This is a genomic window from Microbacterium sp. IEGM 1404 (genome assembly GCF_030056775.1).
Classification (GTDB): domain Bacteria; phylum Actinomycetota; class Actinomycetes; order Actinomycetales; family Microbacteriaceae; genus Microbacterium.
This window is the reverse complement of sequence record NZ_JASHKP010000005.1, coordinates 1-25,563: the sequence shown is the minus strand read 5'-3', so window position 1 is coordinate 25,563 and position 25,563 is coordinate 1. Positions and strand designations below refer to the sequence as shown.

Here is a 25,563-nt window from a genome sequence, read left to right as displayed (position 1 = left end):
AGCCCTGATGAGATTTTCACCTCATCAGGGCTCCACTGTCGACATCGTCTACCTCTGTTCCAATAAATCGACGACCTCTGTTACAGCCGCCGAGATTCAGCGGATTTCCGCTGGAATCGGGCATTCTGAGCGGAGGCTCCAACCGCGCGTGAAGCGCGGCTGGAACCGTCTGAGCGCAGAACAGCAGGCCGCGGCGGTCAGCAGATACAGCAGCGGGGTGACATCGACTGCATTGGCCCAGGACTACGGCGTCGCCAAGTCCACGATCCTGCGGATTCTGCGAGAAGCACGCGTAGTCGTTCGTCGACAGCCGCTGACGCAGGATCAAGTCGGTGAAGCAGCGCGCCTCTACGAATCTGGGCTGTCGCTCTCGCAGGTCGCGAAGCGGCTCGACGTGAACCAGGAGACCATGCGGACGGCCATCCTGAAGGCCGGTGTTGTCCTACGTGAGCCGACACGGGCAAATCCGCATAAGTGTGCACACCTCACTTATCCACCCCAGCTGTCGTAGCTCGGGCCATCAGATGCTGGCGGTGCCACCGGCTTCTGAATCCGCACGCTCACAGGAACGGGGAAGTCGACGCCCATCAAGATCGCCTCTCCAGGCACGAGGCCCGGGAGAAGCTTCGTGGCGGAGTGATCAAGTTCGGCAGCCGCCTGCTCAACTCGCTGACGATCACGCCCATCCGCGAGTCGGTGCACGATTGTCATTCCGACCTGGCTGAGTACGCCGGCTGGCAGGTCGCCAGGCCGCTGAGTGGCTACGCAGACGGTGAGCCCGTACTTCCGACCTTCCTTCGCAATCGCGTCGAAGGCGTTGAGGTGAGTGCTAGCGAACTCGTCCCCGACTGTGACGTCAAAGAACTGGTGCGCTTCATCCACGGCAACGACGACAGGTGCCGAGGCATATGCACCGCCCCTCGCCCAAGTGAGCAACGTCTGCCCGAGGATATTGACGACAATCTCTCGCAGATGATTGGCGAACGTCAGGTTCTTGAGTGAGATGCGTAGGACATGCTGATTCTTGTTCTTAAGCCAGTTCTCGATCTCTTCAATGACGTTGCTCACGCCCGCCGGAGGGTCGATCACGTTCATGATCTCTGGCGTCTGGAGCAAGTCGCTGATTCGACTGACCAGCGATGCCACGTAGCCGAGAGATGCCTGGTCGGTGTCACCGAACTTTGCCGCGTTGTTGCGATCCGTGCCCCAGATGCACTCGTTCTGAACCTGGGCAGCAAGCAGGCGAATTTCGAAAGGAGCGTTTGGATCTTCTACCGCTGCGATGTACTTGTTGCACGCGGTCTGATGAACTGCAATCGTGCCATTGCGCTTGACGATCTCGCCCGAGGCCTGAACCATGCGTTGATGTGCAGGATCTGCGGCGCCATCCGCCCGGATTGCGTTAGCCAGTCGAAGGGAGCGAACAGCTTCCCTCAGTCGCGGAAGCTGAGAACCACTCGAGGGGTTGAGGAACGCATTCCTGTCCGCCTCACGCATCATGTAGTGGGGAATCCCGACCGCGACGGTTCCTGGCGGCTCTCCTGTTATCGAGCTGAAGGCCAGGTGGGTAGCCCTGTCGGCGAGCGTTCGGAACTCCCCCGTGGCATCGATCAGGATCATTTTGCCGTGCAGCGCGGCAACGCTCTCTGCAAGATGACCGACTGTCCAGCTCTTGCCTGATCCAGTTGCACCGACAACTGCGAGGTGCCTACCAAACAGGCGCGAGAGCGGAACAGCAACCGGAACGGACTCGTCAACGGATAGCCGCCCGAGCGGCAGCGTTGCGGCATCCGAGCTAGACGCGGCGCCGATGACGGCGAGGATCGCCTCCGAACTCGCGGCGTAGACGGCATCGCCGACCTTCGGATACTTCGAGATACCTCGGGTGGTGGCCCCGCTTAGCTCGAGGGTCGAAAGCAACTGAACTCGACCTTCGATCGGAATCTTCTTGTCGCCCTGAGCTGAGACGTCGTCTGCACGCCCGAGCGCGGTACCAACGCGAAGCAGGCGCCCGAAAGTAGCAACGCCACCGACATCCACGACGACAAACTCGCCAACCTCACCACGGCCGAGATACTCACCGAAGTGGGCTCTCGGCAGCTTGTTCGCCGCGATGAGCGCGACGTCAGCAAATGACCCCTCCACCTGGTAGACGTGGCCGATCCGACGCTCAGGGCTGAACGGATGAAGCTCCATCATGAGCGTGAGGCACCGTCCGCGGACACCCGGTCGGCGTGCGCGTCTCTCTCGTCGCGAGCAGGGATATCTGGGAGGAGCTTGACGAGGTCGTCGTAAGTTCCGTTAAGCAAGGTGAGACGCCGGTCCCCGCGTTCGATCAGCTCTTCGAACCAGGCCAGTGTTCTGGAGCGCTTCTTGTCGCGCGCTCCTGGGGTAACAACGACCGCGCGAAGGCCGATATTGCTGCGGAGCGCTGCTTCGATCGGCGCAACCAAGTGATCGTCGTTGAATCCGAAGCCAACCACGATCAAACCGACATCGGGCTGACGAAGAGCGATCTGGAACCGAGACATGAACTCGAGGTGGGGCTGCTGATACGACAGTTGATACTTGGCAGACGACGGATAGATCAGCACCGGATTCTCTGGCTTCTCAAGTCCCGGAGCCTTGCTCACACCTGCTTCCGTAGCTCCCCAGTCCACAGAGCCATGCAGCTTGAGAAGATGAAACACGCTGGGCTCCAGCGCGAGCGGCTCATGCGGTCGTCGGCGCACGTAGTCGAGATCGAATGACGCACCATCGAAGTCCTGGCCGCCATAGCCGAAACCGTCGATGACATTGAACCGTGCCCGCCGAGCGGCCAGTTCGAACGCGAGATCGTAGTTCGTCGTGAACAGCTGAGTCCGCTGCAGGCGGGTGGATCGGCGAGCGACCTTCCGCAAGAAGAGCTCATGACTCTCGACCTCGGAGTGATCGTCGATGAAACTGCAGCTCCGCCAAACCACGTCCTCCGCTTCACAAACAAACGCATCCAGTTCGGCACTCGTAGGGTTCAGCGCCAAGCGCGCCTGCGCATCAGATAGGACATGCTCGAGGTTCTGCTTCTTGACGAGGTCCGGATTGAGAGTCGCCTTTGCCGACTTGAACGAACTGAGCTTCTCTACGTCGCTCCACAAGTCCGACATCTTTGGCGCAGTCTTGCCTGCGTCCTTCGAGTTTTTAATCCCGAGTGAGGTGCCAAGACCCGCGAGCACCACGAGATTCTCCGCATTCGTGATCAAGGAGAGCTCTTCGCGGAGCGAGCGAGACGTCACCTCCTGGAGAGCGATTGCATCTAGATCTCCCGCGTTTGCTCCGTCGAGCGACTGCCAAGCGCCCTTGGTGTATCCGCCAAGCACCTCGATATCGCGCGTCATGCGGTGCTGCTCTCTTTCTCCGAGGTCACCGTGGAGGCAGGCACTCTCGATGCCGCGATGGCATAAAGCCAGACGGGCAGACCCGAGCCTGCAAGGAAGGACGCCTCGTCGACGCCAGCGTCGCGCAGCACCTCACGAGCACGCGGCAGCATCGACGGCATCTCAAGCGACGAGATCCGTCCCGGTTCTGCCCGGCGCCAACCGTTCTGCGACATACGGATGACGGCGTTCCGATACGAGACATCGCCCATGATCCCGAGGGCCCGAGAACGATAGAGCAGCGCGGCGAGGCTGACACCCCAATACTCCTTGAGCTCGGCAAGTGTGGCCCACGCCTTTCCCGCAGTGGAGGCAGGCAACGACGGCGCGATCTCCTCCGCCGGCATTAGGAACTCGGACGCGAACCGGTTAGCTTGCTCTTCTGCGACCTTGCCACCGGGCTCGGCATCGTGATGCATGATCAAGTGCCCGAGTTCGTGGGCGGTGTCGAACCGCTGTCGGTAGTAGTCGTCCTTCACGGGGTTCAGCACGATGATCGGACGAGTTGCCGAGTGCAGCGAGTACGCGTCGATCGAGGCCACACCCGGCTCGCTGAACACCACCACAACGCCACTACGCTCCGCAAGCCGCACGACGTGCTGCACCGGCCCCGGCGCGATGCCAAAGTACTCGCGGGCCTCCCGTGCCGCCTGCTCCGGGGTCATCGACCGCTCGTCAGAATCGACTGGCAGATCTGGGAGGAGCGCCTCGGGGAATTCGACGGCATTGTCGAGCATTCCCGTGATCTCTGCCACGAACCGTCCGTACGCCTCGGCCTCATCCTGAGCAACCTGCGGAGTCGAGCGCAGCGACCTGAAGTTCGGCTTACTGACGTTGGGGGGCGCACCTCCCCCGAAGAACTGCGGCTCGACCCGGAGCGCCAGCGCAAGCTTCGCCACCGTCGCGCGGTTGGGTTGCTTGGCGCCGCTCTCCCACGCCGTCACCGAGGCAGGCGACATCTCGATAAGGCTTGCCAGGTGGGACTTCTTGAGCCCCTTGAGCTGACGGGCCATGGTGAGGCGCTCACCGTTGAAGAACGAAGCTGCGGTGGCGAGCGTCTGGGACGGTCGACGCACCTCAGCCATTCGCGGTGCCCGACCCTTCGCCCGCGCCAGTCCGCTTGATCCGCACCGGCACGTCCTCGACGTCCGTCGACGCGCCACCGGTCGGCATCTGCGGCGTGATCGGCAGACCTGTCCCGCCGATCGGAGTGCCACCGGAGAGCAGCGGCTCTCTCCAGTACCAGCAGGCGTCGGCGGCGGACACTGGGTTCTTGCTCTGACCGATGTAGAGCTCGTACTGCTTTGTCGTCGGATTGAACGCGTGTGCCGCGATCAAGGTGACACCCTCGAAGTCGTCGTCGTCTGGGATGCCCGGGATCGTCTCGAGGCCAAAGTCCTCGGGCGAGAAAAGCGCGTTACCGTCGTCGAAGAACTGGTCTGCCACGCGCTTCTTTGCCGTGCTGCGCTGTCCCCACTTGATCTCATCGACCTTGCCGAAGGGATAGGACTGCAGCAGGACGCGGTAGTCCTCGATGGCCCACCCCGGAGACTGCTTGTAGTCCCTGCGAGCGACCGCGTCAGTCGGCAGGACCGGCATCGCGCTGAACGCCTCCGGCGTGATGCCACGCTCGAGGACATCAGCGCCGAGACTCTCAAGCCCTTCACCCAGCTTGAAGCGGCCATTCGCGGTCGCCCGGTCAATGAGGTCTTTGAAGTGCTTGAAGTTGAGGTACCCCACGACACCCTGATCGTGCCCCTGGTCCTCGTCGTAGAGCTGGTCCGTCGCAGCAAACGCCACCGGTGCTCCCCACTTCAGGACATCCAGGAGCCCGGCGGCGTGGAGAGCGGAGAGGGTGTCATCTTCTGCGGTCATGCGCTAAAGATACACGGAGGTCAGTACATCACGTGTTTTTTTTCACTCTGGGCGAGTCAAATCGGACTACTCCCAAACTAGACACTCTTCAAGGCATCGCGACGAAGGGCCCCAAGCGACCTCCGGTCGAGTTTCGGACGCGAAGTCACGTGCTCGCCGCCGCGACGGCGGCCAAGTCCGTGGCGAGCCTAAACCTTGGCACCCCTGCGGGGAGCATGAGCAGTTCGCTCACCTCACGGTCGGGCGACTATTTTGCAAGCGTATTCACACCGACGCTGAACGTCGTGCCGCATGGTTGCGCGCGGGGTTTCCCGTGTTGGTCCGGCACACAGCACCTATGTCGGCTCCGCACTTCTCGCATGCCACGCTGAGGTTCTGGGTGGCCATTAGCTGCATCTCAAGCTCGATGTAGGCGGCTTCGGTGGCCACGCTATAGCCAAGGGTGAGAAGCCGCTTCACCTCTCCTTGGTTGTCTCTGAGTGTCGCGAGCCATCCCTCTCGCGATTCGGATGGGCCGAACCTTTCTGACATCGCCTTGATGAACGGCCATTCAAACCGCGGCCCACCGCGGCCGCCATTCAGGAGGTTCGCTCCGGCCGCGCGCATCTCCGCAATGAGCAGCAACTCGGCGTAGTCCAGGTCTTCTCGAGTGTCGTGGTACGAGACGATGCGTTTGTGAAAGTGCTCGCGGCCCAGCTCTTCCATGGCGTTTCTGAGGTAGTCCCCGCCACCAAGATAGGTCCGCAGGTTGTCCGGATCGAGCCGGGTCGACTGCCCGACATAGACCCAGTCATTGATGTCGTTGCTGGTGGTGTAGACATAGCCGATCGTCATGAAGCGCCCTGATCCTCACACGAACCGCCGGGATCCGACCAGCTACGCCTGGGGGCAGTTGCGCTTGTCGTGGCCTCGGAAGTGGCACACGCTACACACGCTCGCGTTAGGAGGCACATCGCACGTGCGACGATCATGACCAGAGCGCCCGCAGTGCGAACAGGTTCGGCTTCCCACCATCAGATTCCCCCAGAACGATCGAATACGCGCCGCAGCTTACCGCAGCTTCCCCGCCGCTCGAGACCTAGATCGGGGCCAGCCCGTCGGTGCGGGTGTCCATCACCTGACAGCTCGCGGCATCGTGCACCCGCGTCGCCTACCAACGTCAAGAGGCCCGGACCCCCGCATTTCTGCGGGGATCCGGGCCTCAACCGTCGGGATGACAGGATTTGAACCTGCGACCCCTTGACCCCCAGTCAAGTGCGCTACCAAGCTGCGCCACATCCCGTCGCCCGCGAGCGGGCAACTCGATTATCTTACCCGCTCCGCGCACGTCCCGCGAACCAGCGGCGCCCCGGGCGTGTGCGCCCGCCGATCCGCAACCCCCGCGGCATCCCTTGCCCGTGTCCGACCCCCTCGCTACGGTCGCCGCATGGCTATCGAGATCCTCCCCGCGACCGGCGACCGCTTCGACGACGCCGAGACGGCGCTCGACAGCGGCGACGGTCCCGAGTGCCAGTGCCAGTGGTGGCTGCTGCCGAACGGTCCGTGGAAGGACGCGTCGGTCGCCGACCGCACCGAGATGTTCCGCGCCGAACTCGACGGCGACCTGCCACCCGGACTCATCGCCTACGTTGATGGCGAACCGGCCGGGTGGGTGCGTGTCGGCCCGCGGACGGCCCAGCCTCGACTCGCCCGCACACGCAACGTCACCGGTTCCACGACCGAACCGCTCGACGACGACCGCGTCTGGGCGGTCACGTGCTTCGTCGTCCGCAAGGCCCACCGCGGTGGCGGGCTGATGCGCGACCTGCTGGATGCCGCCGTCGACGCCGCCCGCGAGGGCGGCGCGCGCGTCGTCGAGGGGTATCCGCGCGACCCGTCCGCGGCGAAGATCCCGGTGAACGACCTCTACCTCGGCACGGTGTCGATCTTCGAAGACGCGGGGTTCACCGTGGTCGACCGCCCCCAGCCCGACCGCGCGCTCGCGTCCCTCACGCTCCGCGACTGATCCCCCCACCTACGATGGAGGTTCCCCGAAGGAGCCTCGATGACGGATGCCACGCCCACCGCGCGCGTCGACGCGTGGCTGTGGGCGATCCGCGTCTACAAGACCCGGTCGGCCGCGACCACGGCGTGCCGCGCCGGTCATGTGCGCGTCAACGGCGAGCGCGCGAAGGCCGCCCAGCCGGTCCGCCCGGGCGATGAGCTGCGCGTGCGCATCCAGGGTTTCGACCGCATCCTCGTGGTGAAGAAGACCATCGCGAAGCGTGTCGGTGCCGCGCTCGTCGCCGAGGCTGCCGACGACCGCACTCCCCCGCCGCCGCCCCGCGAGAGCACCCCCTTCGTGCCCGTCCGCGACCGCGGCGCCGGACGCCCCACGAAGCGCGACCGCCGCGAGATCGAGAAGCTCCGCGGGCGCGACCTCGGCTGAAGCCGGGCACCCTCAGCGATCCGCACAACCTCAGCCACGACCCCACGCCCGCGACTCCCCCCGGGCGAATCACTGAGCCGACGCCGCCGGCCTCAGCCCAACTGCTCCCGCAGCCACCGCACCCCGCGCACCGACGCACCGAGCTCCTCGACACGCGCCGCGAGCCCGCGGTCGCTGGTCACGACGACGACAGGGTTCCACGACCCCACGAGCTTGCGCGCGACGGCGACGATCTCGTCATCGCCCGAACCCGCAGCCCGGAACACGCCCACCTGGTCCGCGTCCACGTCCGCCGCGCGCGCGTCGCCCTCGAGCACCGCCGACACGAACGGGAACCAGCGCGTCGCGGAGAGGCCGAGCTGCTCGGCATCCATCCCGTCGATCGCGAGCCGAGAGAGCTGCGTCAACAGCCGCTCGGCGGATCCGGCGCGGTCTTTCCACCACCCGTCGGGCACTGACCCCACGACGTTCGCGACGTCGACGATCACCGCGGGTCGCACCGACAGCGCGTCGCGCAGCATCGGCCACGCGGAAGCGAACCCGGGGTGCAGGGGACGGGATGCCACCTCCTCGACCGGCACCCACTCGAGCGCCACGCTCTCGGGGTCGCTGATCACCGGCTCGAACGGCGTGGTCACGTCGGCGACGAGCGTCGAGTACGACCAGATCCCAAGGTCGAGGACGCTCTCGAACCGTGGCTGCACGGCATCCACGGGGACACCCGCTTCCTCCGCCGACTCGCGCAGCGCGCCGTCGCGGGCGGATTCGCCCTGGTGCCGCGCGCCACCGGGCAACGCCCACGTGTCGCCAAAATGGCTCCACGAAACGCGATGCTGCAGTAGAACACCGCGCTCCGCGTCGACGGCGAGCAGCCCTGCGGCGCCGAAGCGTCCCCAGTAGCGCTCGCCCGTGGGCGCTTCGACCCAGGCGTCGCCGGGATCGCGGGGTCCGTGCGGACGCCGCGGCTCACCGGGGGCGGGGGGTTGGATCGTCATCCTCCCCAGCCTGGCACAGCCACAGCCCGCGAGACGCCCCGCGTGTCACACGCCGCCGTCCGCCGCGAAAACCCCCGCCGGAACGGCGAGACTGCATCCCCCCGACGATTCCACTGCAGTGTGCAATGGCGATGTCAGGTGGATGCAGTCTCGCGGCTCCCGCGTCAGCGACCCCGGCCGCCGCCCGGCACGACGCGCGACGGACTACCGGTCGAAGCGAGCACCCTGGGGGTTCGGTCCGAGCAGCGTGAAGATGAACAGGATGAGACCGCCGACGAGCGGCACCAGACCGATGAAAACCCAGAATCCGCTGTGGTTGGAGTCGTGCAGGCGCCGCACCAGCACCGCGATGCCGGGGACGATCGTCCCGAGCCCCCAGACGATGACCAGCACGAGGAAGACGATGCCGAGACCCGTGCCGACGACGACGGCGCCGTCCGAGCCGGCCTTGAGGCCTCCCGTGACCAGCGCGAGGATCTGCAGCACGAAGTTGACGACGGCGGCCACGAGCCACCACCACCAGTACTCGCTGCGGCTCGCGCGACCGGTGAACGTGGCGTACTTCGCGAAGAACCGGCGGACGGCCGCGCTCAGCGGAGCCCCGTAGTACGGCTGGTCGAGCGGCGGCGCGCTGACGGAACTGGACATGATGCTTCCCCCTTCGGCATCCCCCACGGATGCGCGTCTGCGGGCCGAACGCCCGCCTCACGGACACTACCGACCGACCGCCTCCGCGCCCAGGAATTTCTCAGACTGTGACGGCCCGGACACCCGGCGGACGGGAACCCGGGGATGCCGAGACCCCCGGACAACACGAACGCCCCGGCCGGAACCGGGGCGTTCGTGGGGGCGACTCAGCGCTGGCGCTTCTCGCGGATGCGCATGTTCAGCACGATCGGGGTGCCCTCGAAACCGTAGATCTCGCGCAGGCGCCGCTGGATGAACCGGCGGTAGCCCGGGTCGAGGAACCCGGTGGTGAAGAGCACGAAGGTCGGCGGACGCGTCGACGCCTGCGTCCCGAACAGGATGCGCGGCTGCTTGCCGCCGCGCAGCGGGTGCGGGTGCTCGGCGACGAGTTCGGCGAGGAAGGCGTTGAACTTGCCCGTCGGGATGCGCTGATCCCACGACTCCAGCGCCGTCTCGAGCGCCGGCACGAGCTTGTCGAGGTGACGACCGGTGCGGGCGGAGATGTTCACGCGCGGCGCCCACGTCACGTGCGCGAGGTCCTGCTCGATCTCGCGCTCGAGGTAGCGGCGACGGTCGGCGTTCTCCATGTCGTCGTCGTTCAGACGGTCCCACTTGTTGAACGCCAGCACGAGCGCGCGCCCCGACTCGAGCACGAGGTCGATGATGTTGAGGTCCTGCACGCTGATCGACTGCGACACGTCGAGCACGACGACGGCCACCTCGGACTTCTCCAGGGCGGTCGAGGTGCGCAGCGACGCGTAGAAGTCGGCGCCCTGCTGCAGGTGCACGCGACGACGGATGCCGGCGGTGTCGACGAGCGTCCAGAGTTTGCCGCCGAGCTCGACGACCTCGTCCACGGGGTCGCGGGTCGTGCCCGCGAGCTCGTTCACGACGACGCGCTCCTCGCCGGCGGCCTTGTTCAGCAGCGACGACTTGCCCACGTTCGGGCGGCCGAGGATCGCAACGCGGCGCGGGCCGCCGATCTCGTACTTGGCGACCGCCGAGATCTCGGGCAGCACCTTCATGAGCTCGTCCAGGAGGTCGGCGACACCGCGGCCGTGGATGGCCGAGACGGGGTGCGGCTCACCGAGACCGAGGTTCCACAGGGCCGCGGCCTCGGGCTCCTGGCGGGCGTCGTCGACCTTGTTCGCCACGAGGAACACGGGCTTCTTGGTCTTGCGCAGCAGCCGCACGACGTGCTCGTCGGTCGCGGTCGCGCCCACCGTGGCATCCACCACGAACAGGACGACGTCGGCGAGGTCGATCGCCACCTCGGCCTGCGCGGCCACCGAGCGGTCGATTCCGCGCGCGTCCGGCTCCCACCCGCCCGTGTCCACGAGCGAGAACCGGCGGTCGAGCCACTCGGCCTTGTAGGTCACGCGGTCGCGGGTGACGCCCGGGGTGTCCTCGACGACGGCCTCGCGGCGGCCGAGGATGCGGTTCACCAGCGCCGACTTGCCGACGTTCGGGCGACCCACGATCGCCACGACCGGCAGCGCCGGCAGGAACTCGATCCCGTCCTCTCCCCCGGCGAGACCCGCGAGCAGCGCCGCGTCGTCCTCGTCGAGGTCGAAGTCCTCGAGGCCCGCGCGCAGCGCTTGCGCGCGCTGTTCGGCCAGGACCTCGTCCAGCTCGGCCATCTTCTCGGCGAGCTGGTCGGGCCCGCCTTCGTACTCGTCGTCAACGCCCATCGCGGGCTCCCATCGTGGAGTCGACGACGTTCAGCACGGCGTCGACGGTCTGTTCGAAATCGAGGTGGGTCGAGTCGACGACCTGCACGCCGGGGGCGGCGGTGAGGAAGTCGACGACCGTGGAATCAGCCGCATCGCGCTTGTGCAGCGCTGCCGCGACCGCGGCGGCGTCCTGCGTGGTCAGCTCGGCGCTGCGGCGGGCGGCGCGCACCTCGGGCGCCGCGGTCAGAAGGATGCGCACGGGCGCATCGGGGTACACGACCGTGGTGATGTCGCGGCCCTCGACCACGACACCCCGCAGGCCCGAGGATGCCACGAGCCGACGGAACAGGTCGTTCACGGCCTGTCGCACGGCGGGGACGCGGGCCACGCCGCTCACCGCATCGGTCACGCGCGGTTCGCGGATCGCCGTCGTGACATCGGTGCCGCCGACGCGGACCCAGCGGTCGGCCGGGTCAAGCGAGATGGCGTAGTCGAAGTCGCCGAAGACCTCCAGCACCGCGGTGGCGTCGGAGGTGTCGCTGCCGTGCTCGAGCGCGTGCCACGCGAGGGCGCGGTAGGCGGCCCCGGTGTCGAGGAATCCGTAGCCGAGGCGCACGGCCGTGGCCTTCGAGACGCTCGACTTGCCGCTGCCAGCGGGACCGTCGATCGCGACGACGGCGGGAACTCCGGATGCCGATCCCTCGGCGGGGGCGACGACGCCGGGCCGGAAGATGGTGGGGTCAGTCATGGGTGGTGCTCGCAATCCGCCATCCGCGCTGCTGGAGCCCGTCGACGGCTCGGCGGACGGCGTCGGGGACGACACTGATCTCGGCCAGGCCGAAGGGGGCCCCCGGCGAGTGCTCGAGACGCAGGTCTTCGACGTTGACGTCGAGGTCGCCCAGCTCGCCGAAGAGGCGGCCGAGCTGGCCGGAGGTGTCGTCGACCATGACGACGAAGGTGTCGAACCGGCGGTTCTGCCCGTGCTTGCCCGGCAGACGCTCGACGCCCTCGTTGCCGCGGCGGATCGTGTCGGCGACCGTGCGGCGGGCGCCGGGGGCGTCCGGATCGCGCAGTGCGGCGGCCACGTCGCCGAGGTCGGCGGCGAGCTGGTCGAGCACTTCGACCACGGGAGCCGCGTTGGCGCCGAGGATCTGCACCCACAGCTCGGGGGCGGATGCCGCGATGCGGGTGGTGTCGCGCACGCCCTGTCCCGCGAGGCGCAGGGAGCCGTCGGGCGCCTCGATGAACCGGCCGGCCAGAAGGCTCGCGACCAGCTGCGGAACGTGCGACATCAGCGCGACGGACTCGTCATGCTCTTCGGGCGTCATCTCGATGAGCGTGGCGCCCAGGTCGAGGGCGAGTCCCTCGACGAGGGACAGATCGTGCGCCGAGGTCTCGGCATCGCGGCACACCACCCACGGGCGTCCGACGAAGATGTCGGCGCGCGCGGAGATCGCTCCCCCGCGTTCGCGTCCGGCCATCGGGTGCGACCCGATGTAGTGCGTGAGGTCGACCCCGCGAGCGCGGAGCGTCCGCAGCGGCTCGAGCTTGATGCTCGCGACGTCGGTGACCACGGCCCCCGGGTAGGCCGCGAGCTCGCGCTCCACCACGTCGGCGACGACGTCCGGCGGCACGGCGACGACGATCAGCGACGGCCGGTCGTCATCTCGCTCGGCGCGCCCGGCGCCGTAGTCGATCGCGAGGCGCAGCTGCGACGGCGACGTGTCGGAGAGCACGACGTCGACGCCGAGAGCGGTGAGGGCGTGGCCGACGCTCGCCCCGAGGAGGCCCGACCCGACGACGCGGACCGTGCCGCTGGTACGGGTCGCCAACGGCGCCTCCGCGCGCGCGGACGTTCCGTTCGGTTCGATCATCGGGTCTCCTGCTGCCCTGGCGGTGGCGTTCGCACCGCGCGGCGCCCGAGGGTCACTCGGCCGGAGCGGCCGGAGTGTCGCCGTCTCGACGAGACAGCGTGAGCAGTGCGCCACGTTCTACTGTAGTCAACTCGCGGGCCTTCCCCACCGGGAGAGTTCCCAGGTGGAGGGGGCCGAACTGGCGCCGCACGAGTTCGACGACGGGGTGGCCGACCTCGGCCATCATGCGTCGCACGATCCTGTTCTTCCCCGAGTGCAGCGTCAGCTCCACCAGACTCTCCCCGCGCGAGGAGTCCAGGAGCCGCGCTTTGTCGGCCGCAATGCGCCCGTCCTCGAGCTCGACGCCCTTGATCAGTCGCTGGATCGTCTGCGGCAGCACCTGCCCCTCGACCTTCGCGATGTACACCTTCGTCACGCCGAACGAGGGGTGCGCGAGCACGTGGGCGAGGTCGCCGTCGTTGGTGAGGACGAGGAGCCCCGAGGTGTCGGCATCCAGGCGTCCGACGTTGAACAGGCGCTCGTCCCAGTCCTTCGTGAAGCGGCGGAGGTCTGGGCGCCCGCGGTCGTCGCTCATCGAGCTGACCACGCCGGTCGGCTTGTTGAGGATGACGTAGCGCTTGGACGTGTCCAGCTGGATCGCCGTGCCGTCGACGTCGACGAGGTCGGTCTCCGGGTCGATCCGCGAGCCGAGCTCGGTGACCACTTCGCCGTTGACCCGCACGCGGCCGGCCACGATCATCTCCTCCGAGACCCGGCGCGAAGCCACCCCCGCGTTCGCGAGCACCTTCTGCAGGCGTACACCCTCTTCGCTCATCTGAGCACCTCTCCGTCGAATCCGTCCGCGCCGTCGTCGAGCAACGGCGAGATGTGGGGCAGCTCGTCGAGCGAGTTGATGCCCAGGTTGACCAGCAGCTGGTCGGTCGTCCCGTAGTGGATCGCACCCGTGTCCGGGTCGGTGAACACCTCGGTGATGAGTCCGCGCGCGAGGAGCGTCCGGACGACCGAGTCCACGTTCACCGCGCGGATGGATGCCACCTGCCCGCGCGTCACGGGTTGCTTGTAGGCGATCACGGCCAGGGTCTCCAGCGCCGCCTGCGACAGCCGCGAGGGCGCCTGCGTGTTGACGAACTCCCCCACGACGTCGTCGTACTCCTCACGGACGTAGAGCCGCCACCCGCCCCCGACCTCTCGCAATTCGAAGCCGCGGCGGGGGCCACCGGTCTCGCCGTCGTAGTCGGCCACAAGCCCCTCGATGGCCTGACGCACGGCCGGGACCGGTGCGGCGACGGCCGCCGCCAGCGACACGAGGCTCTGCGGCTCGTCGAGGATCAGCAGGATCGCCTCGAGCCGGCGGGCGACGGATGCCGTGTCATTCGGGCGCGCGGCGGGCTCGGTCGGGTCATCGGTCATAGTCGGCTCCCAGGGCGGCGAGGTTCTCTTCCGACCACCTCTCGGCGGTCCAGCGCAGAGTCAGCTCCCCCAGCGGTTCGAGTTGCTCGAACGACAGCGCGGCGTGGCGGTACAGCTCGAGGATCGCGAGGAACCGCGCCACGACGACCCCGGTCTGCGTCACTCCGGCGACCAGGTCGCGGAAGTTCAGCGTCCCCGATCCGCGCAGCAGCGTCACGACGATGGCGGCCTGCTCGCGGATGCTCACCAGCGGCGCGTGCAGATGGTCGAGGCCGACGGTGGGCGGCTGCTTCGGGGCCAGGGCGACCACGGCGAGCGCGGCGAAGTCCTCGGCACTGAGCGTCCACACGAGCTCCGGGACGGCGCTGCGGTACTTGGCATCCAGCCGCACGTTCCGCGTGTGCCGTCGGTCCTCGCGCTGGAGGCAGCGCGCGAACCACGCCGACACCTCTTTGAAGGCCCGGTACTGCAGCAGACGCGCGAAGAGCAGGTCGCGCGCTTCGAGCAACGCCACGGACTCGGCATCCACGAGCTCGCCCTGCGGCAGGAGACCGGCGATCTTCATGTCGAGCAGGGTCGCGGCCACAACGAGGAACTCGGATGCCTCGTCCAGATCGCCCTCGGGGCCGAGCGCGCGGAGGTGCGCGATGAACTCGTCCGTGACCCGGCTCAGCGCGACCTCGGTGATGTCGAGCTCGTGCGCCGAGATCAGGTTCAGCAGCAGGTCGAACGGTCCGTCGAAGACGGGCAGCGAGACGCGGAACCCGGTGGAGTCGACGCCCTCCGGCGCCGCGGGGGCGATGCCGTCGTCAGGCGACGGCGCCACGGGCGACCAGCTCCCGCGCCAACCGCAGGTAGGCCTGTGCGGCGGCGTGCTCGGGCGCGAACTCCGTGATCGGCATGCCCGAGACCGAGGCATCCGGGAACTTCACCGTGCGTCCGATGACCGTTTCGAGGACGTCGTCGCCGAACGCCTCGACCACGCGCTCCAGCACCTCGCGCGAGTGGAGGGTGCGCGGGTCGTACATCGTGGCGAGGACCCCGTCGAGCTCGATCGCGGGGTTGAGGCGATCGCGCACCTTGTCGATCGTCTCGATGAGGAGGGCGACACCGCGCAGCGCGAAGAACTCGCACTCGAGCGGGATCAGCACGCCGTGGGCGGCGGTGAGCGCGTTGACGGTGAGGAGTCCGAGCGACGGCTGGCAGTCGACCAGGACGACGTCGTAGTCGGCGGCGACCTTGCGGAGGACGCGGGCGAGGATCGTCTCGCGCGCGACCTCGTTGACGAGGTGCACCTCGGCGGCCGACAGGTCGATGTTCGCGGGGATCAGATCAAGGCCCTCGACACGGGTGTGCACGATCGCCTCGCGCGGGTCGCGCTTGGTGTCCAGAAGCAGATCGTAGATCGTGGGCACGTCGTGCGTCTGGATGCCGAGACCCGCCGACAGCGCACCCTGCGGGTCGAAGTCCACGGCGAGCACGCGACGGCCGTAGCCCGCGAGCGAGGCGGCGAGGTTGATCGTCGTCGTCGTCTTGCCGACGCCGCCCTTCTGGTTGCAGAGGGCGATGATGCGGGCGGGACCGTGGCTGTCGAGCTTCGCGGGCGTCGGGAATCCGCGGTACGGCCGTCCGGTGGGTCCGATGATGACCTCGTCCGCGCTCTTCGCCGTCCCCTTCGTGCTCGCCGACACCGAGTCTCCCGCCTTCGTCATAACGGTGTCGAGTCTACTCGCCGGCCCGTCGCCCGCCGGGAGACCACGCGGTGAGCATGGCCGTTCCGGCCGCCGATGTTCACCGCGCCCGCGGGTGCGCGGTGGCGTACACGTCGCGGAGAGCGTCGACCGAGACGTGCGTGTAGATCTGGGTCGTGGCCACCGACGCGTGACCGAGGAGTTCCTGCACCACGCGCACGTCGGCGCCGCCCTGCAGCAGGTGCGTCGCGAAGGAGTGCCGGAGCGTGTGCGGCGAGACGTGCGCGGTGAGCCCCGCCCGCTCAGCGGCGGCCTGGATGATGAGCCACGCGCTCTGGCGCGACAGCGGCGCCCCGCGGACGCCGAGGAACAGCCGCGGAGTGGCCCTGCCCTTGGCCGCCCACGCGGGCCGGACCCGCGTGAGATACGCCTCCACGGCGGCGCGGGCGTAGGACCCGACCGGGACGATCCGTTCCTTCGCGCCCTTGCCCCGCACCCGCAGCACGTCGCCGTGCGCGGTGTCGTCCACGTCGAGCTGCACGATCTCCGACACGCGCGCGCCCGTGGCGTACAGCAGTTCCAGCAGCGCACGGTCGCGGACGGCCGACGGGTCCGCCGCCGTGGCGTCCTCCGACCCGGGTGTGGGGCCAGCGGCATCCAGGAGCTGTTCGACCTGACCGATCGACAGCGCCTTCGGGAGCCGGCGAGGCGCCTTCGGTGGGCGCAGCCGCCCGCTCGGGTCGTCGTCGGCGCGTCCCTCGCGCACGAGGAAGCGGTGCAGCCCCCGCACCGACGACTGAAGTCGCGCGAGGGACGAGGCGGCGGGCGGCGGCTCCGCCGAGGCGCGCTCGGCGGCGAACTCGGCCACCATCGCCGGGGTCACGGCATCCGTGTCGCCGATCCCCCGCGCGACCAGCCATTCCGTGTAGACGGCGAGGTCACGGCGGTACGCGGCGACGGTGTGGTCGGACAGGCCCCGCTCGAGCGCGACGTGCCGGAGGTACGTCTCGACCGCGCGCCCGAGGTCCACGTCAGGCCGACGCGGCCTCGCGGCGCAGCACCTCGGCCGCCGCGAGCACACCCGTGGCCAGGATGCCGTTGCGCAGGCGCCCCTCGAGCACCCCGTCGATCACGTCGGCCAGCGGCACGCGCTCGACGCGCATGTCGGACTCCTCGTGCTCGCGCTCGTAGTCGGTGACGACCTCGGACAGGCCGCGGGCGAGGAAGAGGTGGACGATCTCATCGTTGCCGCCCGGCGTCGTGTGCACCGAGACCAGCTGCTGCCACCGCTCGGCGACGAGGTCGACCTCTTCGGTCAGCTCGCGCTTCGCCGTCTCGAGCGGCGGCTCCCCCGCGACATCGAGGAGACCGGCCGGGATCTCCCAGTCGCGCTCCTTGATCGGCTGCCGGTACTGCTGGATGAGCACCACACGGCCGTCGTCGTCGAGGGCGACGACCGCCGCGGCGCCCGGGTGCTCGACGTACTGCCGGGTCATCTCCCCGTCGCCGTACTTCACGGTGTCGGAGCGGAGGTCCCACACGGCCCCCTGGAAGACGAGGTCGCTGGCGACGACCTCCAGGTCGACGGGCTCGTCGCGCAGCGACTCCATGTCAGTCCTCCTCGACGTCGAACAGCTCGCTCGAACGGTGACGCTCGAGCGCCGCGCCGACCAGTCCGCGGAAGAGCGGGTGCGGCTCGGTGGGGCGCGACCGCAGCTCGGGGTGGGCCTGCGTGGCGATGTAGTACGGGTGGACGTCGCGCGGCAGCTCGACGTACTCGACGAGGTCGAGGTCGGGGTTGAGCCCCGAGAAGACCAGGCCCGCGTCGCTCAGCTGCTGACGGTAGGAGTTGTTGACCTCGTAGCGGTGGCGGTGCCGCTCGGACACGCGGTTCCCGCCGTACACCTCGGCCGCGAGCGACCCCTCGGCGAGGTCGGCCGGGTAGAGACCCAGGCGCATCGTGCCGCCGAGGTCGCCGCTCTGCAGGATGTCGATCTGCTCGGCCATCGTGGCGACGACGGGGTGCACGGTGTCGGGGTCGAACTCGCTCGACGAGGCTCCCTCGAGGCCGGCGACGGTGCGCGCGTACTCGATGACCATGCACTGCAGGCCGAGGCAGATGCCGAGCGTCGGGATCCCCTGCTCACGGGCGAACCGCAGCGCACCGAGCTTGCCTTCGATCCCGCGGATGCCGAACCCGCCGGGGACGATGATCCCGTCCACCGCCGAGAGGGCCTTCGCCGCGCCCTCGGGCGTCTCGCAGAGGTCGGAGGGGATCCACGTGATCTTGACGTGGGTCTCCTGCGCGAAACCTCCGGCCTTGATGGCCTCGGTCACCGACAGGTAGGCATCGGGGAGGTCGATGTACTTGCCGACGAGTCCGATGGTGACCTCGTGCTTGGGGTTGTGCACCGCCTGCAGCACCCGCTGCCAGCGCGACCAGTCGACGTCGGCGGCCTTGTCGATGTCGAGCGCGTCGACGATGTAGGAGTCGAGTCCCTGGTCGTGCAGCATCGTGGGGATGTCGTAGATGCTCGGCACGTCCACGGCGTTGACGACCGCGTCCTCGTCGACGTCGCACATGAGCGCGATCTTGCGCTTGTTCGACTCGGTGACGGGCCGGTCGCTGCGCAGGACCAGCGCATCGGGCTGGATGCCGATGGAGCGCAGGGCCGCGACGGAGTGCTGGGTGGGCTTGGTCTTCTGCTCGCCCGACGCACCCATGAAGGGCACCAGCGAGACGTGCACGAAGAAGACGTTCTTGCGGCCGAGCTCGTGGCGGATCTGCCGCGCGGACTCGATGAACGGCTGCGACTCGATGTCGCCCACCGTGCCGCCGATCTCGGTGATGATCACGTCGGGCTGGGGCGACTCGGTCGACTGCAGGCGCATGCGGCGCTTGATCTCGTCGGTGATGTGCGGGATGACCTGCACGGTGTCGCCGAGGTACTCGCCGCGGCGCTCGCGGGCGATGACCTGCGAGTAGATCTGGCCGGTCGTGACGTTCGCTGCCTGGCTGAGCTCGATGTCGAGGAAGCGCTCGTAGTGCCCGATGTCGAGGTCGGTCTCGGCCCCGTCGTCGGTGACGAACACCTCACCGTGCTGGAACGGGTTCATCGTGCCCGGATCCACGTTGAGGTAGGGGTCGAGCTTCTGCATGACGACGCGCAGTCCACGCGCCGTGAGAAGGTTGCCGAGGCTTGCCGCCGTCAGGCCCTTGCCGAGTGACGAGACCACTCCTCCGGTGACGAAGATGTGCTTCGTCGTGAAGGTCGATGCCGTGGTGTTGTCGTCTGAATGTCCCGCGTCCGAAGTCTGCATCACGGGCTTCGATCCTATCAGTCGTCTCGGAGGGTGGCCGCGCGGAACGCTCCGCGCGTTGGAGGAAGTCTGACATCCACCACCGACACGCGTGTCACCCGGACGTGACGATCCCGTGTCGCCCGGGCGGGTTCACTGCGCGCCGCGGCCCGTCTCCAGCAGCTCGCGCGCGTGGGTGAGCGCGGCGTCGGAGTCGCTGAGTCCCGAGAGCAGACGGGCCATCTCGGCCTCGCGTTCGGCGCCTTCCAGACGACGGACACTGGATGCCGTGACCGCGCCGTCGTTGCCCTTGACCACGGTGAGATGGTTGCCGGCGAAGGCCGCGACCTGGGCGAGGTGGGTCACCGCGATGACCTGCGACGACTCCGCCAGCCGGGCGAGTCGCCGTCCGACCTCGATCGCCGCGGCGCCGCCGATCCCGGCATCCACCTCGTCGAAGACGAACGTCGGCACCGGATCGACGCCGGCGATGACGACCTCGATCGCGAGCATCACGCGGCTCAACTCGCCACCGGACGCCCCGCGCGAGACCGGTCGCGGGTCGGCGCCGGGGTGGGGTGCGAGCAGGATCGCGACGTCGTCGCGCCCGTGCGCCCCCGGCGTCGACGACGGAGTGACCTCGACGGCGAGCTTCGCGTCGGGCAACGCGAGGGCGTGCAGTTCCTCGGTGACGGCGGCGCCGAGCCGCGCGGCGGCCTCGAGTCGCGCCGCGGTGAGGGCCTCGGCGGCGGCATCCAGGTCGGCGGCCGCCGCATCGCGCTGCACGCCGAGCCGTTCGACGCGATCGCCGTCGTCGTCGAGCTCGAGCAGCCGGGCCGATCCGGTCTCCAGCAGGGCGATGGCGGCATCCACCGAACCGTGGGCACGAGCCAGCGCCGCCAGGACTCCGCGCCGCTCGTCGACCGCGGCGAGTTCGTGCGGGCCGGATTCGTCGAGGTCCGCGAGGTAGCCCGACAGCGCGACCGCGATGTCGGTGGCACGGTAACCGAGGTCGGCGATCTGCTCTCCGATGGACGCGAGCTCCGCGTCGCTCGAGGCCACGCGTTCCAGGGCGCGGCGCGCCTCCGCGAGCAGCACGACCACGTCGGGGCCGTCGTCGTCGCTGGAGAGCACCGCGTGGGCGCTCACCGCGGCGATCCGCAGCTCCTCGGCGTTCGCGAGGCGCTCCGCGCGACGGGCGAGATCCTCTTCCTCGCCGGCGATCGGCGCGGCCGCCTCGATCTCGGTGATCGCCGCGCGCAGTTCTTCCGCCTTGCGGGCGCGGCCGTCGCGGTCCGCCGTCAGGGTCGTCAGTTCGGCATCCAGCTCGCGCCAGGTGTCCCACGCGCTCCGGTAGACGGCACGCGCCGCGGTGACCGCATCTCCGCCGAAGCGGTCGAGCGCGTCGCGCTGAGCGGATGCCGAGCGCAACCGCAGCTGATCGGATTGGCCGTGGACCACCACGAGGTCGTCCGCGAGGTCGGCGAGCACGCCCGCGGGAGCGGTACGGCCCCCCACGGTCGCGCGCCCACGGCCTTCGCTCGAGACCGTGCGTCCGAGGTACAGCTCGGCGGCGCCGTCGCCGAGCGGTTCGACGTCTCCCCCGGCTTCGCGCACGCGCGCGGCCACCGGACCGTCCTCGGGGACGAGCCACACGCCCTCGACCGCGGCCTGCGCCGCGCCCGATCGCACGGCGCCCGAATCGGCACGCTGGCCGAGCAGCAGCCCGAGACCGGTGACGACCATGGTCTTGCCTGCGCCGGTCTCGCCGGTGATGGCCGTGAACCCGCGCCCGATCGGCAGGGTCGCGTCGGCGATCACGCCGAGGTCGCGCAGCCGCATCTCCTCGATCACGGCGTCCCTCCCAGCGCGCCACGCCACCCGGTCACCGGCAGCCGGAACTTCCGCACCAGCCGGTCGGTGAAGGCTGCGGGGTGCAGGCGCGCGAGGCGCACGGGCCGCGACGACCGGCGCGCCACGACACGGGCTCCAGGCGGCAGTTCGTGCGAGCGCCGTCCGTCGCACCACAGGATGCCGCTCCCGCTCGTGCGTTCGAGCACCTCCACGGCGACGGTGGCGTCGGGGCTCACCACGAGAGGACGGGCGAAGAGCGCGTGGGCCGACAGCGGCACCACGGCGATGGCCTCGACGGTGGGCCAGATGACGGGCCCGCCGGCGGAGAAGTTGTACGCGGTCGACCCGGTGGGGGTCGCCACGACGATGCCGTCGCATCCGAACGACGACAGCGGCCGCCCGTCGACCTCCATGACCACCTCGAGCATGCGCTCGCGGCTCGCCTTCTCGACCGTCGCCTCGTTCAGCGCCCAGGTCTCGAAGATGACGCGGTCGTCGGCATCGAGGACCTTGACCGCGAGAGCGAGGCGCTCCTCGACGCGGTAGTCACGGGCGATCACGCGACGTACGGCGTCGTCCATGTCGTCGCGCTCGATCTCGGCGAGGAACCCGACGTGCCCCATGTTGATGCCCAGGATCGGCGCCGTGCCCCCGCGCACCGTCTCGGCGGCGCGCAGGATCGTGCCGTCTCCCCCGAGGACGATCGCGAGCTCGAGGTCTTCCACCCCGACGTCGACGCCCAGGGTCTCGACCCCGTCGAGGGGCAGCCGTTCCGCGAGCTCGGGGCGATCCTCGGCGGACACCACGGGAATCGCCCCGGCCGCGCGCACGGCGTTCAGGACGCGCTGCGCGGCCTCGACGGTGTCGTCGCGGCGCGCGTGGACGACGAGGAGGATACGGCGTTCGCTGGGGGTCATCGGCTTCCGGTCAGTCGGGTCACGGTGCTCTCCCATTCTGAGGGGTCGGTGCCGCGGGCGTCCGAGAACCACGCCACGTACTCGTGGTTGCCGTGGGTCCCGACGATCGGCGACGAGATGAGTCCCGCCGTCCTCAGGCCCGCGTCCCACGCCGCCCACAGCACGCCGTGCACGGCGTCGGCGCGCAGGGCGGGATCGGTCACGAGTCCGCCCTTCACCGCCGTGCGTCCGACTTCGAACTGCGGCTTGATCAGCAGGACGATGTCGGCGCCTGGCGCCGACGTCTCCGCGACAGCCGGCAGCACGTGGTGCAGGGAGATGAACGAGAGGTCGCCCGACACGATCGACGGACGCTCCTCGACCCCGGTCGCGGCGGCGAGGGTCGCGGCGGTCATGAACCGGACGTTGTAGCCCTCGACCGACACGACGCCGGGATCGCCGGCGACGGTGGGGGCCAACTGCCCGTGCCCGACGTCGACGGCCAGCACCGGGCGGGCGCCCCGCTCCCGCAGGACCTGCGTGAAGCCTCCCGTGGACGCACCGAGGTCGAGGGCGACACGTCCGGACGGATCCAGCTCGAACGCGTCGAGGGCGGCCAACAGCTTGTGAGCGCCGCGACTGACGTAGTGGTCGGCGACGGCCACCTCGATGCGCGAATCGTCTTCGACGCGCACCGAGGACTTGACCACGCCGCGCCCGTCGACGGTCACCAGACCGTCCGCGATCAGCTGTGCGGCGTGCGTACGCGAGCGCGCCAGACCGCGGGCGGCGAGCTCGGCATCCAGGCGCCCGGTCATCCGTCGGCCGACGGGGTGACGCCCGACTCGAGCCGACGCGCGAGTTCGTCGTGCAGCGCCGCGTACGCGTCGGCGCGCGCCTCGAGCGGCTGTTCCTCGATGATGCGGAGGCGGCCGATCAGTTCGGCGTCGGCATCGGTCTCACGGTCATCCGACATGGATGCCATCGTATCGGCGTCACCGCACGCGGAACGGGTCCGCGTACAACTGCTCCGGAACCCGGAAGCCGAAGATCGCGCGACCCGAGTTCCAGATCGCGGCCGCTCCCGCGCGCAGGAGGTCGATCTGCCTGCTTCCTTCGGACACGATGCGCAGGTCGACGCCGTCGACCTCGATGATCGCGTCGCCTACGCGGGTGCGCTCGCCCTTCACGATCGTGGCGGGGTACGGTTCGAACAGCTGCCGCAGGTCCTCGACGATGTAGTCGGGGCGCTGATTCGGCGCCGCGGCGAGGAGCTGCTTCGGCCGATCGATTCCGGTGAGCACGTGCACCGACGCCATCTCCGCTCCGCGCGCGCCCTGCACGTCGGTGTCGAGACGGTCACCGATGAACAGCGGCGACGTGGCGCCGGTCCTCGCGACGGCAACGTCGAAGATCGGTCGCTCGGGCTTGCCTGCCACCGTCGCCAGTCGGCCGACGGCCGTGTGCACGGCCGAGACCAGGGTGCCGTTCCCCGGCGCGATACCGCGCGCCTGCGGGATCGTCCAGTCGGTGTTCGTGGCGATCCAGGGGATGCCGCCGTCCTCGAGGGGCGTCGCGAGGGCGTACGCCGCCTCCGCGAGCTGCTTCCACCCGACCTCCGGGGCGAAGCCCTGGACGACGGCCGCGGGTGAGTCGTCCGCGCTACGGGTGACGACGAACCCCGCCTTCTCGACCTCGACGACGAGACCCTCTCCCCCGACCACGAGCAGCGTCGACCCGGCGGGGACAAGTTCCGCGAGCAGCCGCATCGCCGCTTGCGGGCTCGTCACGACGTCTTCGGGTGCGACGTGCAACCCCAGCGAAGTGAGGTGCTCGGCGACCGAGGCGTCCGTGCGCGAGGCGTTGTTCGTGATGTAGCCGAGCCGGCGGCCTTCGGCGGCGGCGCGGTTCAGACTGTCGACGGCGTGGGGCAAGGCGCCGGGGCCGGCGTACACCACGCCGTCCAGGTCGGCGAGCACGACATCGACGCCGTCGAGCGGTGTGCGTTCCGTCCTGCTTCGCCCGAAGATCATCGTTCTTCGCCTTCGTCCTCGCCGGCATCCTGCACGGGGATCACCCCGGATGCGACGTCCACTCCGCCCTCGTCATCGACGAGATCGATCTCCTCGACGACGATGACCTCGCGGTCCGCGACGCCCGCGGCCGCGTCGAGCGCCTCGGCTGCGATCTCCGCGCGGCGGAACCACTCGGCAGCCTCGTCGTCGCGCCCCAGTTCTTCGAGGACCGCGGCACGCGCCGCGAACAGCGCGGGGCTCCATTCGAAGGCACGATCGGGATCGGCCTCGGGGATGTCGAGTTCCTGGAGGGCACGCTCCGGCTCTCCGAGATCCAGACGCGCGCCCGACATCGCGATGGCGAGCTGCGCACGCACGGCCGTCGGCAGCGTCGACCGGTCGACGGCACGCCCCTCTTCGAGCGCGCGGTCCGGGCGCCCGACACCACGCTCACTGTCGACGATGAGCGGAAGCTGCTCGTCCGATCCGGAGATCCGGCGGTGGGTGCGGAGCTCGCGCAACGCGAGCGCGAAGTCGCCGATGGCATAGGCCGTGATCGCGACCGTCTCGCGCACGATCGCGATGCGTCCCGCGCTCCGCGATGCGGCCAACGCGTGCTGATGTGCGAGGGCCGGGTCGTCGTCGATCAGACGGGATGCCATCACCAGGTGTCGAGCGACGTTCTCCGCGTTGTCCTTGCTCAGTGTCTTGAGCTCGTTGCGCGCCGCGCCGGGCAGGTCACGGGCCGTGACGTCCTCGGGGATCTCCGGCCCACGCTCCCGCTGATCCTGCGGCGGACGTGTGGCGCGGCCTTCCGTGCGGTCGAAACGGCGCGGCGCTCCGGCACCAGGCCGACGGTCACCAGACGGCCGACGATCTCCCGCCTCCCCGCGCGGGCGGTAAGGACGAGAATCCCCACCTTCCGAACGCGGACGATACGGACGAGAATCCCCACCCTCCGAACGCGGACGATACGGACGGGCGTCGCCATCGCGACGCGGCCGATCAGCGGCGCCGCCCTCGCGACGGTAGGGGCGGGAATCGCCGTCGCGACGCGGTCGGTCAGCACCGCCGGCGTTCGACGTGCGCCCCTGCCCGTCACGATGCGGACGGCCATCGCCACCCGACGGACGTGCTCCGCCATCGCCGTCCCGGCGGGGACGATACGGCTGGTCACCCGCGCGACGCGGTGCGCGATCATCACCGTCTCGGCGCGGACGCGCGCTGCGTTCGCCCGCTCCACGGGAGGGGCGGGCGGAGGAATCACGGGCTGAACGGCCCCGGTCGGAGCCGCCACCCGAGGATGATCGGGGTCGGGATCGGTCGTCGGAGCGACCTCCGTTGACGTTGCGCTCGTTCGCGTCGTCGTTCGACATGACGATCCTTCCCCCGGAAAAGTGTCCGTATATGCGAAATGGCCACCCAGCGTTGGGTGGCCATTTCGTCTTAGAA

General features: G+C 69.1%; 26 protein-coding genes and 1 tRNA gene. 3 read left to right on the top strand and 24 right to left on the bottom strand.

The window, feature by feature from the left end:
• Positions 1 to 7: 7 nt before the first annotated feature.
• Complete coding sequence (locus tag QM517_RS16760; protein WP_283289117.1) at positions 8 to 511, top strand: hypothetical protein; 504 nt, start codon at positions 8 to 10, stop codon at positions 509 to 511.
• On the opposite strand, the gene QM517_RS16755 is transcribed toward QM517_RS16760, so the two are convergent.
• From QM517_RS16755 to QM517_RS16730, 6 genes are all read right to left on the bottom strand, one after another.
• A complete protein-coding gene (locus QM517_RS16755; RefSeq protein WP_283289115.1) occupies positions 490 to 2,199 on the bottom strand; it encodes an ATP-binding protein in 1,710 nt (569 codons plus the stop codon). The two genes, QM517_RS16760 and QM517_RS16755, sit on opposite strands and share 22 nt — an antisense overlap.
• Positions 2,196 to 3,374, bottom strand: a complete 1,179-nt coding sequence (locus QM517_RS16750) for an SIR2 family protein (protein WP_283289112.1) — start codon at positions 3,372 to 3,374, stop codon at positions 2,196 to 2,198. Before QM517_RS16750 ends, QM517_RS16755 begins: the two co-directional genes overlap by 4 nt.
• Positions 3,371 to 4,498 (bottom strand): XRE family transcriptional regulator, encoded by a 1,128-nt coding sequence (locus QM517_RS16745; RefSeq protein WP_283289111.1) that lies wholly within the window; start codon positions 4,496 to 4,498, stop codon positions 3,371 to 3,373. Before QM517_RS16745 ends, QM517_RS16750 begins: the two co-directional genes overlap by 4 nt.
• Positions 4,491 to 5,288 (bottom strand): hypothetical protein, encoded by a 798-nt coding sequence (locus tag QM517_RS16740; protein WP_283289108.1) that lies wholly within the window; start codon positions 5,286 to 5,288, stop codon positions 4,491 to 4,493. Before QM517_RS16740 ends, QM517_RS16745 begins: the two co-directional genes overlap by 8 nt.
• Positions 5,289 to 5,552: 264 nt before the next feature.
• Complete coding sequence (locus tag QM517_RS16735; RefSeq protein WP_283289106.1) at positions 5,553 to 6,122, bottom strand: zinc finger domain-containing protein; 570 nt, start codon at positions 6,120 to 6,122, stop codon at positions 5,553 to 5,555.
• Between the two features lie 374 nt (positions 6,123 to 6,496).
• Positions 6,497 to 6,570 (bottom strand) — tRNA-Pro (locus QM517_RS16730).
• Between the two features lie 144 nt (positions 6,571 to 6,714).
• On the opposite strand from QM517_RS16730, the gene QM517_RS16725 reads away from it, so the two are divergent.
• Complete coding sequence (locus QM517_RS16725; protein ID WP_283289104.1) at positions 6,715 to 7,293, top strand: GNAT family N-acetyltransferase; 579 nt, start codon at positions 6,715 to 6,717, stop codon at positions 7,291 to 7,293.
• 39 nt (positions 7,294 to 7,332) lie between these two features.
• Positions 7,333 to 7,716, top strand: coding sequence for an RNA-binding S4 domain-containing protein (locus tag QM517_RS16720; protein WP_283289102.1), 384 nt, complete (start codon positions 7,333 to 7,335; stop codon positions 7,714 to 7,716).
• A gap of 92 nt (positions 7,717 to 7,808) precedes the next feature.
• Here QM517_RS16720 and QM517_RS16715 read toward each other — a convergent pair whose 3' ends face one another.
• The 18 genes from QM517_RS16715 to QM517_RS16630 form a co-directional block, all read right to left on the bottom strand.
• Complete coding sequence (locus QM517_RS16715; RefSeq protein ID WP_283289100.1) at positions 7,809 to 8,711, bottom strand: NUDIX hydrolase; 903 nt, start codon at positions 8,709 to 8,711, stop codon at positions 7,809 to 7,811.
• A gap of 204 nt (positions 8,712 to 8,915) precedes the next feature.
• On the bottom strand, positions 8,916 to 9,359 hold the full coding sequence (locus tag QM517_RS16710) for a DUF805 domain-containing protein (protein ID WP_077052604.1): 444 nt from the start codon (positions 9,357 to 9,359) through the stop codon (positions 8,916 to 8,918).
• A gap of 206 nt (positions 9,360 to 9,565) precedes the next feature.
• Positions 9,566 to 11,089 carry a ribosome biogenesis GTPase Der gene (gene der / locus QM517_RS16705; RefSeq protein WP_077052605.1) on the bottom strand — a complete coding sequence of 508 codons (1,524 nt, stop codon included), beginning with the start codon at positions 11,087 to 11,089 and terminating at the stop codon, positions 9,566 to 9,568.
• Positions 11,079 to 11,819: a (d)CMP kinase gene (cmk, locus tag QM517_RS16700; RefSeq protein ID WP_283289097.1), complete on the bottom strand. Its 741-nt coding sequence runs from the start codon at positions 11,817 to 11,819 to the stop codon at positions 11,079 to 11,081. Before cmk ends, der begins: the two co-directional genes overlap by 11 nt.
• Positions 11,812 to 12,945, bottom strand: a complete 1,134-nt coding sequence (locus QM517_RS16695; RefSeq protein WP_283289095.1) for a prephenate dehydrogenase — start codon at positions 12,943 to 12,945, stop codon at positions 11,812 to 11,814. The genes cmk and QM517_RS16695 overlap by 8 nt, the downstream gene beginning before the upstream one ends.
• A 52-nt stretch (positions 12,946 to 12,997) precedes the next feature.
• A complete protein-coding gene (locus QM517_RS16690) occupies positions 12,998 to 13,759 on the bottom strand; it encodes a pseudouridine synthase (protein WP_283289094.1) in 762 nt (253 codons plus the stop codon).
• Positions 13,756 to 14,355, bottom strand: a complete 600-nt coding sequence (gene scpB / locus QM517_RS16685; protein WP_077052608.1) for an SMC-Scp complex subunit ScpB — start codon at positions 14,353 to 14,355, stop codon at positions 13,756 to 13,758. The genes QM517_RS16690 and scpB overlap by 4 nt, the downstream gene beginning before the upstream one ends.
• Complete coding sequence (locus QM517_RS16680) at positions 14,345 to 15,181, bottom strand: segregation and condensation protein A (RefSeq protein ID WP_283289090.1); 837 nt, start codon at positions 15,179 to 15,181, stop codon at positions 14,345 to 14,347. The genes scpB and QM517_RS16680 overlap by 11 nt, the downstream gene beginning before the upstream one ends.
• The gene (locus QM517_RS16675; protein WP_202400785.1) at positions 15,165 to 16,067 is read right to left on the bottom strand and encodes a ParA family protein; all 903 of its coding nucleotides are present in this window, start codon (positions 16,065 to 16,067) and stop codon (positions 15,165 to 15,167) included. The genes QM517_RS16680 and QM517_RS16675 overlap by 17 nt, the downstream gene beginning before the upstream one ends.
• A 79-nt stretch (positions 16,068 to 16,146) precedes the next feature.
• Positions 16,147 to 17,076, bottom strand: a complete 930-nt coding sequence (gene xerD, locus QM517_RS16670; RefSeq protein WP_283289086.1) for a site-specific tyrosine recombinase XerD — start codon at positions 17,074 to 17,076, stop codon at positions 16,147 to 16,149.
• 1 nt (position 17,077) lies between these two features.
• Positions 17,078 to 17,656, bottom strand: a complete 579-nt coding sequence (locus tag QM517_RS16665) for an NUDIX domain-containing protein (RefSeq protein WP_283289084.1) — start codon at positions 17,654 to 17,656, stop codon at positions 17,078 to 17,080.
• Position 17,657: 1 nt separating this feature from the next.
• Positions 17,658 to 19,367, bottom strand: a complete 1,710-nt coding sequence (locus QM517_RS16660) for a CTP synthase (protein WP_283289461.1) — start codon at positions 19,365 to 19,367, stop codon at positions 17,658 to 17,660.
• Positions 19,368 to 19,499: 132 nt separating this feature from the next.
• A complete protein-coding gene (gene recN / locus QM517_RS16655) occupies positions 19,500 to 21,200 on the bottom strand; it encodes a DNA repair protein RecN (RefSeq protein ID WP_283289082.1) in 1,701 nt (566 codons plus the stop codon).
• Positions 21,197 to 22,117: an NAD kinase gene (locus QM517_RS16650; RefSeq protein ID WP_077052614.1), complete on the bottom strand. Its 921-nt coding sequence runs from the start codon at positions 22,115 to 22,117 to the stop codon at positions 21,197 to 21,199. The genes recN and QM517_RS16650 overlap by 4 nt, the downstream gene beginning before the upstream one ends.
• Positions 22,114 to 22,914 carry a TlyA family RNA methyltransferase gene (locus QM517_RS16645; RefSeq protein WP_283289078.1) on the bottom strand — a complete coding sequence of 267 codons (801 nt, stop codon included), beginning with the start codon at positions 22,912 to 22,914 and terminating at the stop codon, positions 22,114 to 22,116. Before QM517_RS16645 ends, QM517_RS16650 begins: the two co-directional genes overlap by 4 nt.
• The gene (locus tag QM517_RS16640; protein ID WP_278101303.1) at positions 22,911 to 23,072 is read right to left on the bottom strand and encodes a hypothetical protein; all 162 of its coding nucleotides are present in this window, start codon (positions 23,070 to 23,072) and stop codon (positions 22,911 to 22,913) included. Before QM517_RS16640 ends, QM517_RS16645 begins: the two co-directional genes overlap by 4 nt.
• Before the next feature lie 19 nt (positions 23,073 to 23,091).
• Complete coding sequence (locus QM517_RS16635) at positions 23,092 to 24,129, bottom strand: HAD-IIA family hydrolase (protein ID WP_283289075.1); 1,038 nt, start codon at positions 24,127 to 24,129, stop codon at positions 23,092 to 23,094.
• Positions 24,126 to 24,773: a tetratricopeptide repeat protein gene (locus QM517_RS16630; RefSeq protein ID WP_083735209.1), complete on the bottom strand. Its 648-nt coding sequence runs from the start codon at positions 24,771 to 24,773 to the stop codon at positions 24,126 to 24,128. The genes QM517_RS16635 and QM517_RS16630 overlap by 4 nt, the downstream gene beginning before the upstream one ends.
• Positions 24,774 to 25,563: the final 790 nt, after the last annotated feature.

What these genes read in the sequence shown, in the direction of transcription:
- QM517_RS16630 (WP_083735209.1), bottom strand. Translation starts at nt 24,773, where the DNA reads ATGGCATCCCGTCTGATCGACGACGACCCGGCCCTCGCACATCAGCAC.
- QM517_RS16760 (WP_283289117.1), top strand. Translation starts at nt 8, where the DNA reads ATGAGATTTTCACCTCATCAGGGCTCCACTGTCGACATCGTCTACCTC.
- QM517_RS16750 (WP_283289112.1), bottom strand. Translation starts at nt 3,374, where the DNA reads ATGACGCGCGATATCGAGGTGCTTGGCGGATACACCAAGGGCGCTTGG.
- QM517_RS16735 (WP_283289106.1), bottom strand. Translation starts at nt 6,122, where the DNA reads ATGACGATCGGCTATGTCTACACCACCAGCAACGACATCAATGACTGG.
- QM517_RS16645 (WP_283289078.1), bottom strand. Translation starts at nt 22,914, where the DNA reads ATGACCGGGCGCCTGGATGCCGAGCTCGCCGCCCGCGGTCTGGCGCGC.
- QM517_RS16650 (WP_077052614.1), bottom strand. Translation starts at nt 22,117, where the DNA reads ATGACCCCCAGCGAACGCCGTATCCTCCTCGTCGTCCACGCGCGCCGC.
- scpB (WP_077052608.1), bottom strand. Translation starts at nt 14,355, where the DNA reads ATGACCGATGACCCGACCGAGCCCGCCGCGCGCCCGAATGACACGGCA.
- QM517_RS16745 (WP_283289111.1), bottom strand. Translation starts at nt 4,498, where the DNA reads ATGGCTGAGGTGCGTCGACCGTCCCAGACGCTCGCCACCGCAGCTTCG.
- QM517_RS16715 (WP_283289100.1), bottom strand. Translation starts at nt 8,711, where the DNA reads ATGACGATCCAACCCCCCGCCCCCGGTGAGCCGCGGCGTCCGCACGGA.
- QM517_RS16725 (WP_283289104.1), top strand. Translation starts at nt 6,715, where the DNA reads ATGGCTATCGAGATCCTCCCCGCGACCGGCGACCGCTTCGACGACGCC.
- QM517_RS16660 (WP_283289461.1), bottom strand. Translation starts at nt 19,367, where the DNA reads ATGCAGACTTCGGACGCGGGACATTCAGACGACAACACCACGGCATCG.
- cmk (WP_283289097.1), bottom strand. Translation starts at nt 11,819, where the DNA reads ATGACTGACCCCACCATCTTCCGGCCCGGCGTCGTCGCCCCCGCCGAG.
- QM517_RS16675 (WP_202400785.1), bottom strand. Translation starts at nt 16,067, where the DNA reads ATGACGAAGGCGGGAGACTCGGTGTCGGCGAGCACGAAGGGGACGGCG.
- QM517_RS16755 (WP_283289115.1), bottom strand. Translation starts at nt 2,199, where the DNA reads ATGATGGAGCTTCATCCGTTCAGCCCTGAGCGTCGGATCGGCCACGTC.
- QM517_RS16640 (WP_278101303.1), bottom strand. Translation starts at nt 23,072, where the DNA reads ATGTCGGATGACCGTGAGACCGATGCCGACGCCGAACTGATCGGCCGC.
- QM517_RS16690 (WP_283289094.1), bottom strand. Translation starts at nt 13,759, where the DNA reads ATGAGCGAAGAGGGTGTACGCCTGCAGAAGGTGCTCGCGAACGCGGGG.
- der (WP_077052605.1), bottom strand. Translation starts at nt 11,089, where the DNA reads ATGGGCGTTGACGACGAGTACGAAGGCGGGCCCGACCAGCTCGCCGAG.
- QM517_RS16635 (WP_283289075.1), bottom strand. Translation starts at nt 24,129, where the DNA reads ATGATCTTCGGGCGAAGCAGGACGGAACGCACACCGCTCGACGGCGTC.
- QM517_RS16695 (WP_283289095.1), bottom strand. Translation starts at nt 12,945, where the DNA reads ATGATCGAACCGAACGGAACGTCCGCGCGCGCGGAGGCGCCGTTGGCG.
- QM517_RS16665 (WP_283289084.1), bottom strand. Translation starts at nt 17,656, where the DNA reads ATGGAGTCGCTGCGCGACGAGCCCGTCGACCTGGAGGTCGTCGCCAGC.
- QM517_RS16740 (WP_283289108.1), bottom strand. Translation starts at nt 5,288, where the DNA reads ATGACCGCAGAAGATGACACCCTCTCCGCTCTCCACGCCGCCGGGCTC.
- QM517_RS16710 (WP_077052604.1), bottom strand. Translation starts at nt 9,359, where the DNA reads ATGTCCAGTTCCGTCAGCGCGCCGCCGCTCGACCAGCCGTACTACGGG.
- QM517_RS16720 (WP_283289102.1), top strand. Translation starts at nt 7,333, where the DNA reads ATGACGGATGCCACGCCCACCGCGCGCGTCGACGCGTGGCTGTGGGCG.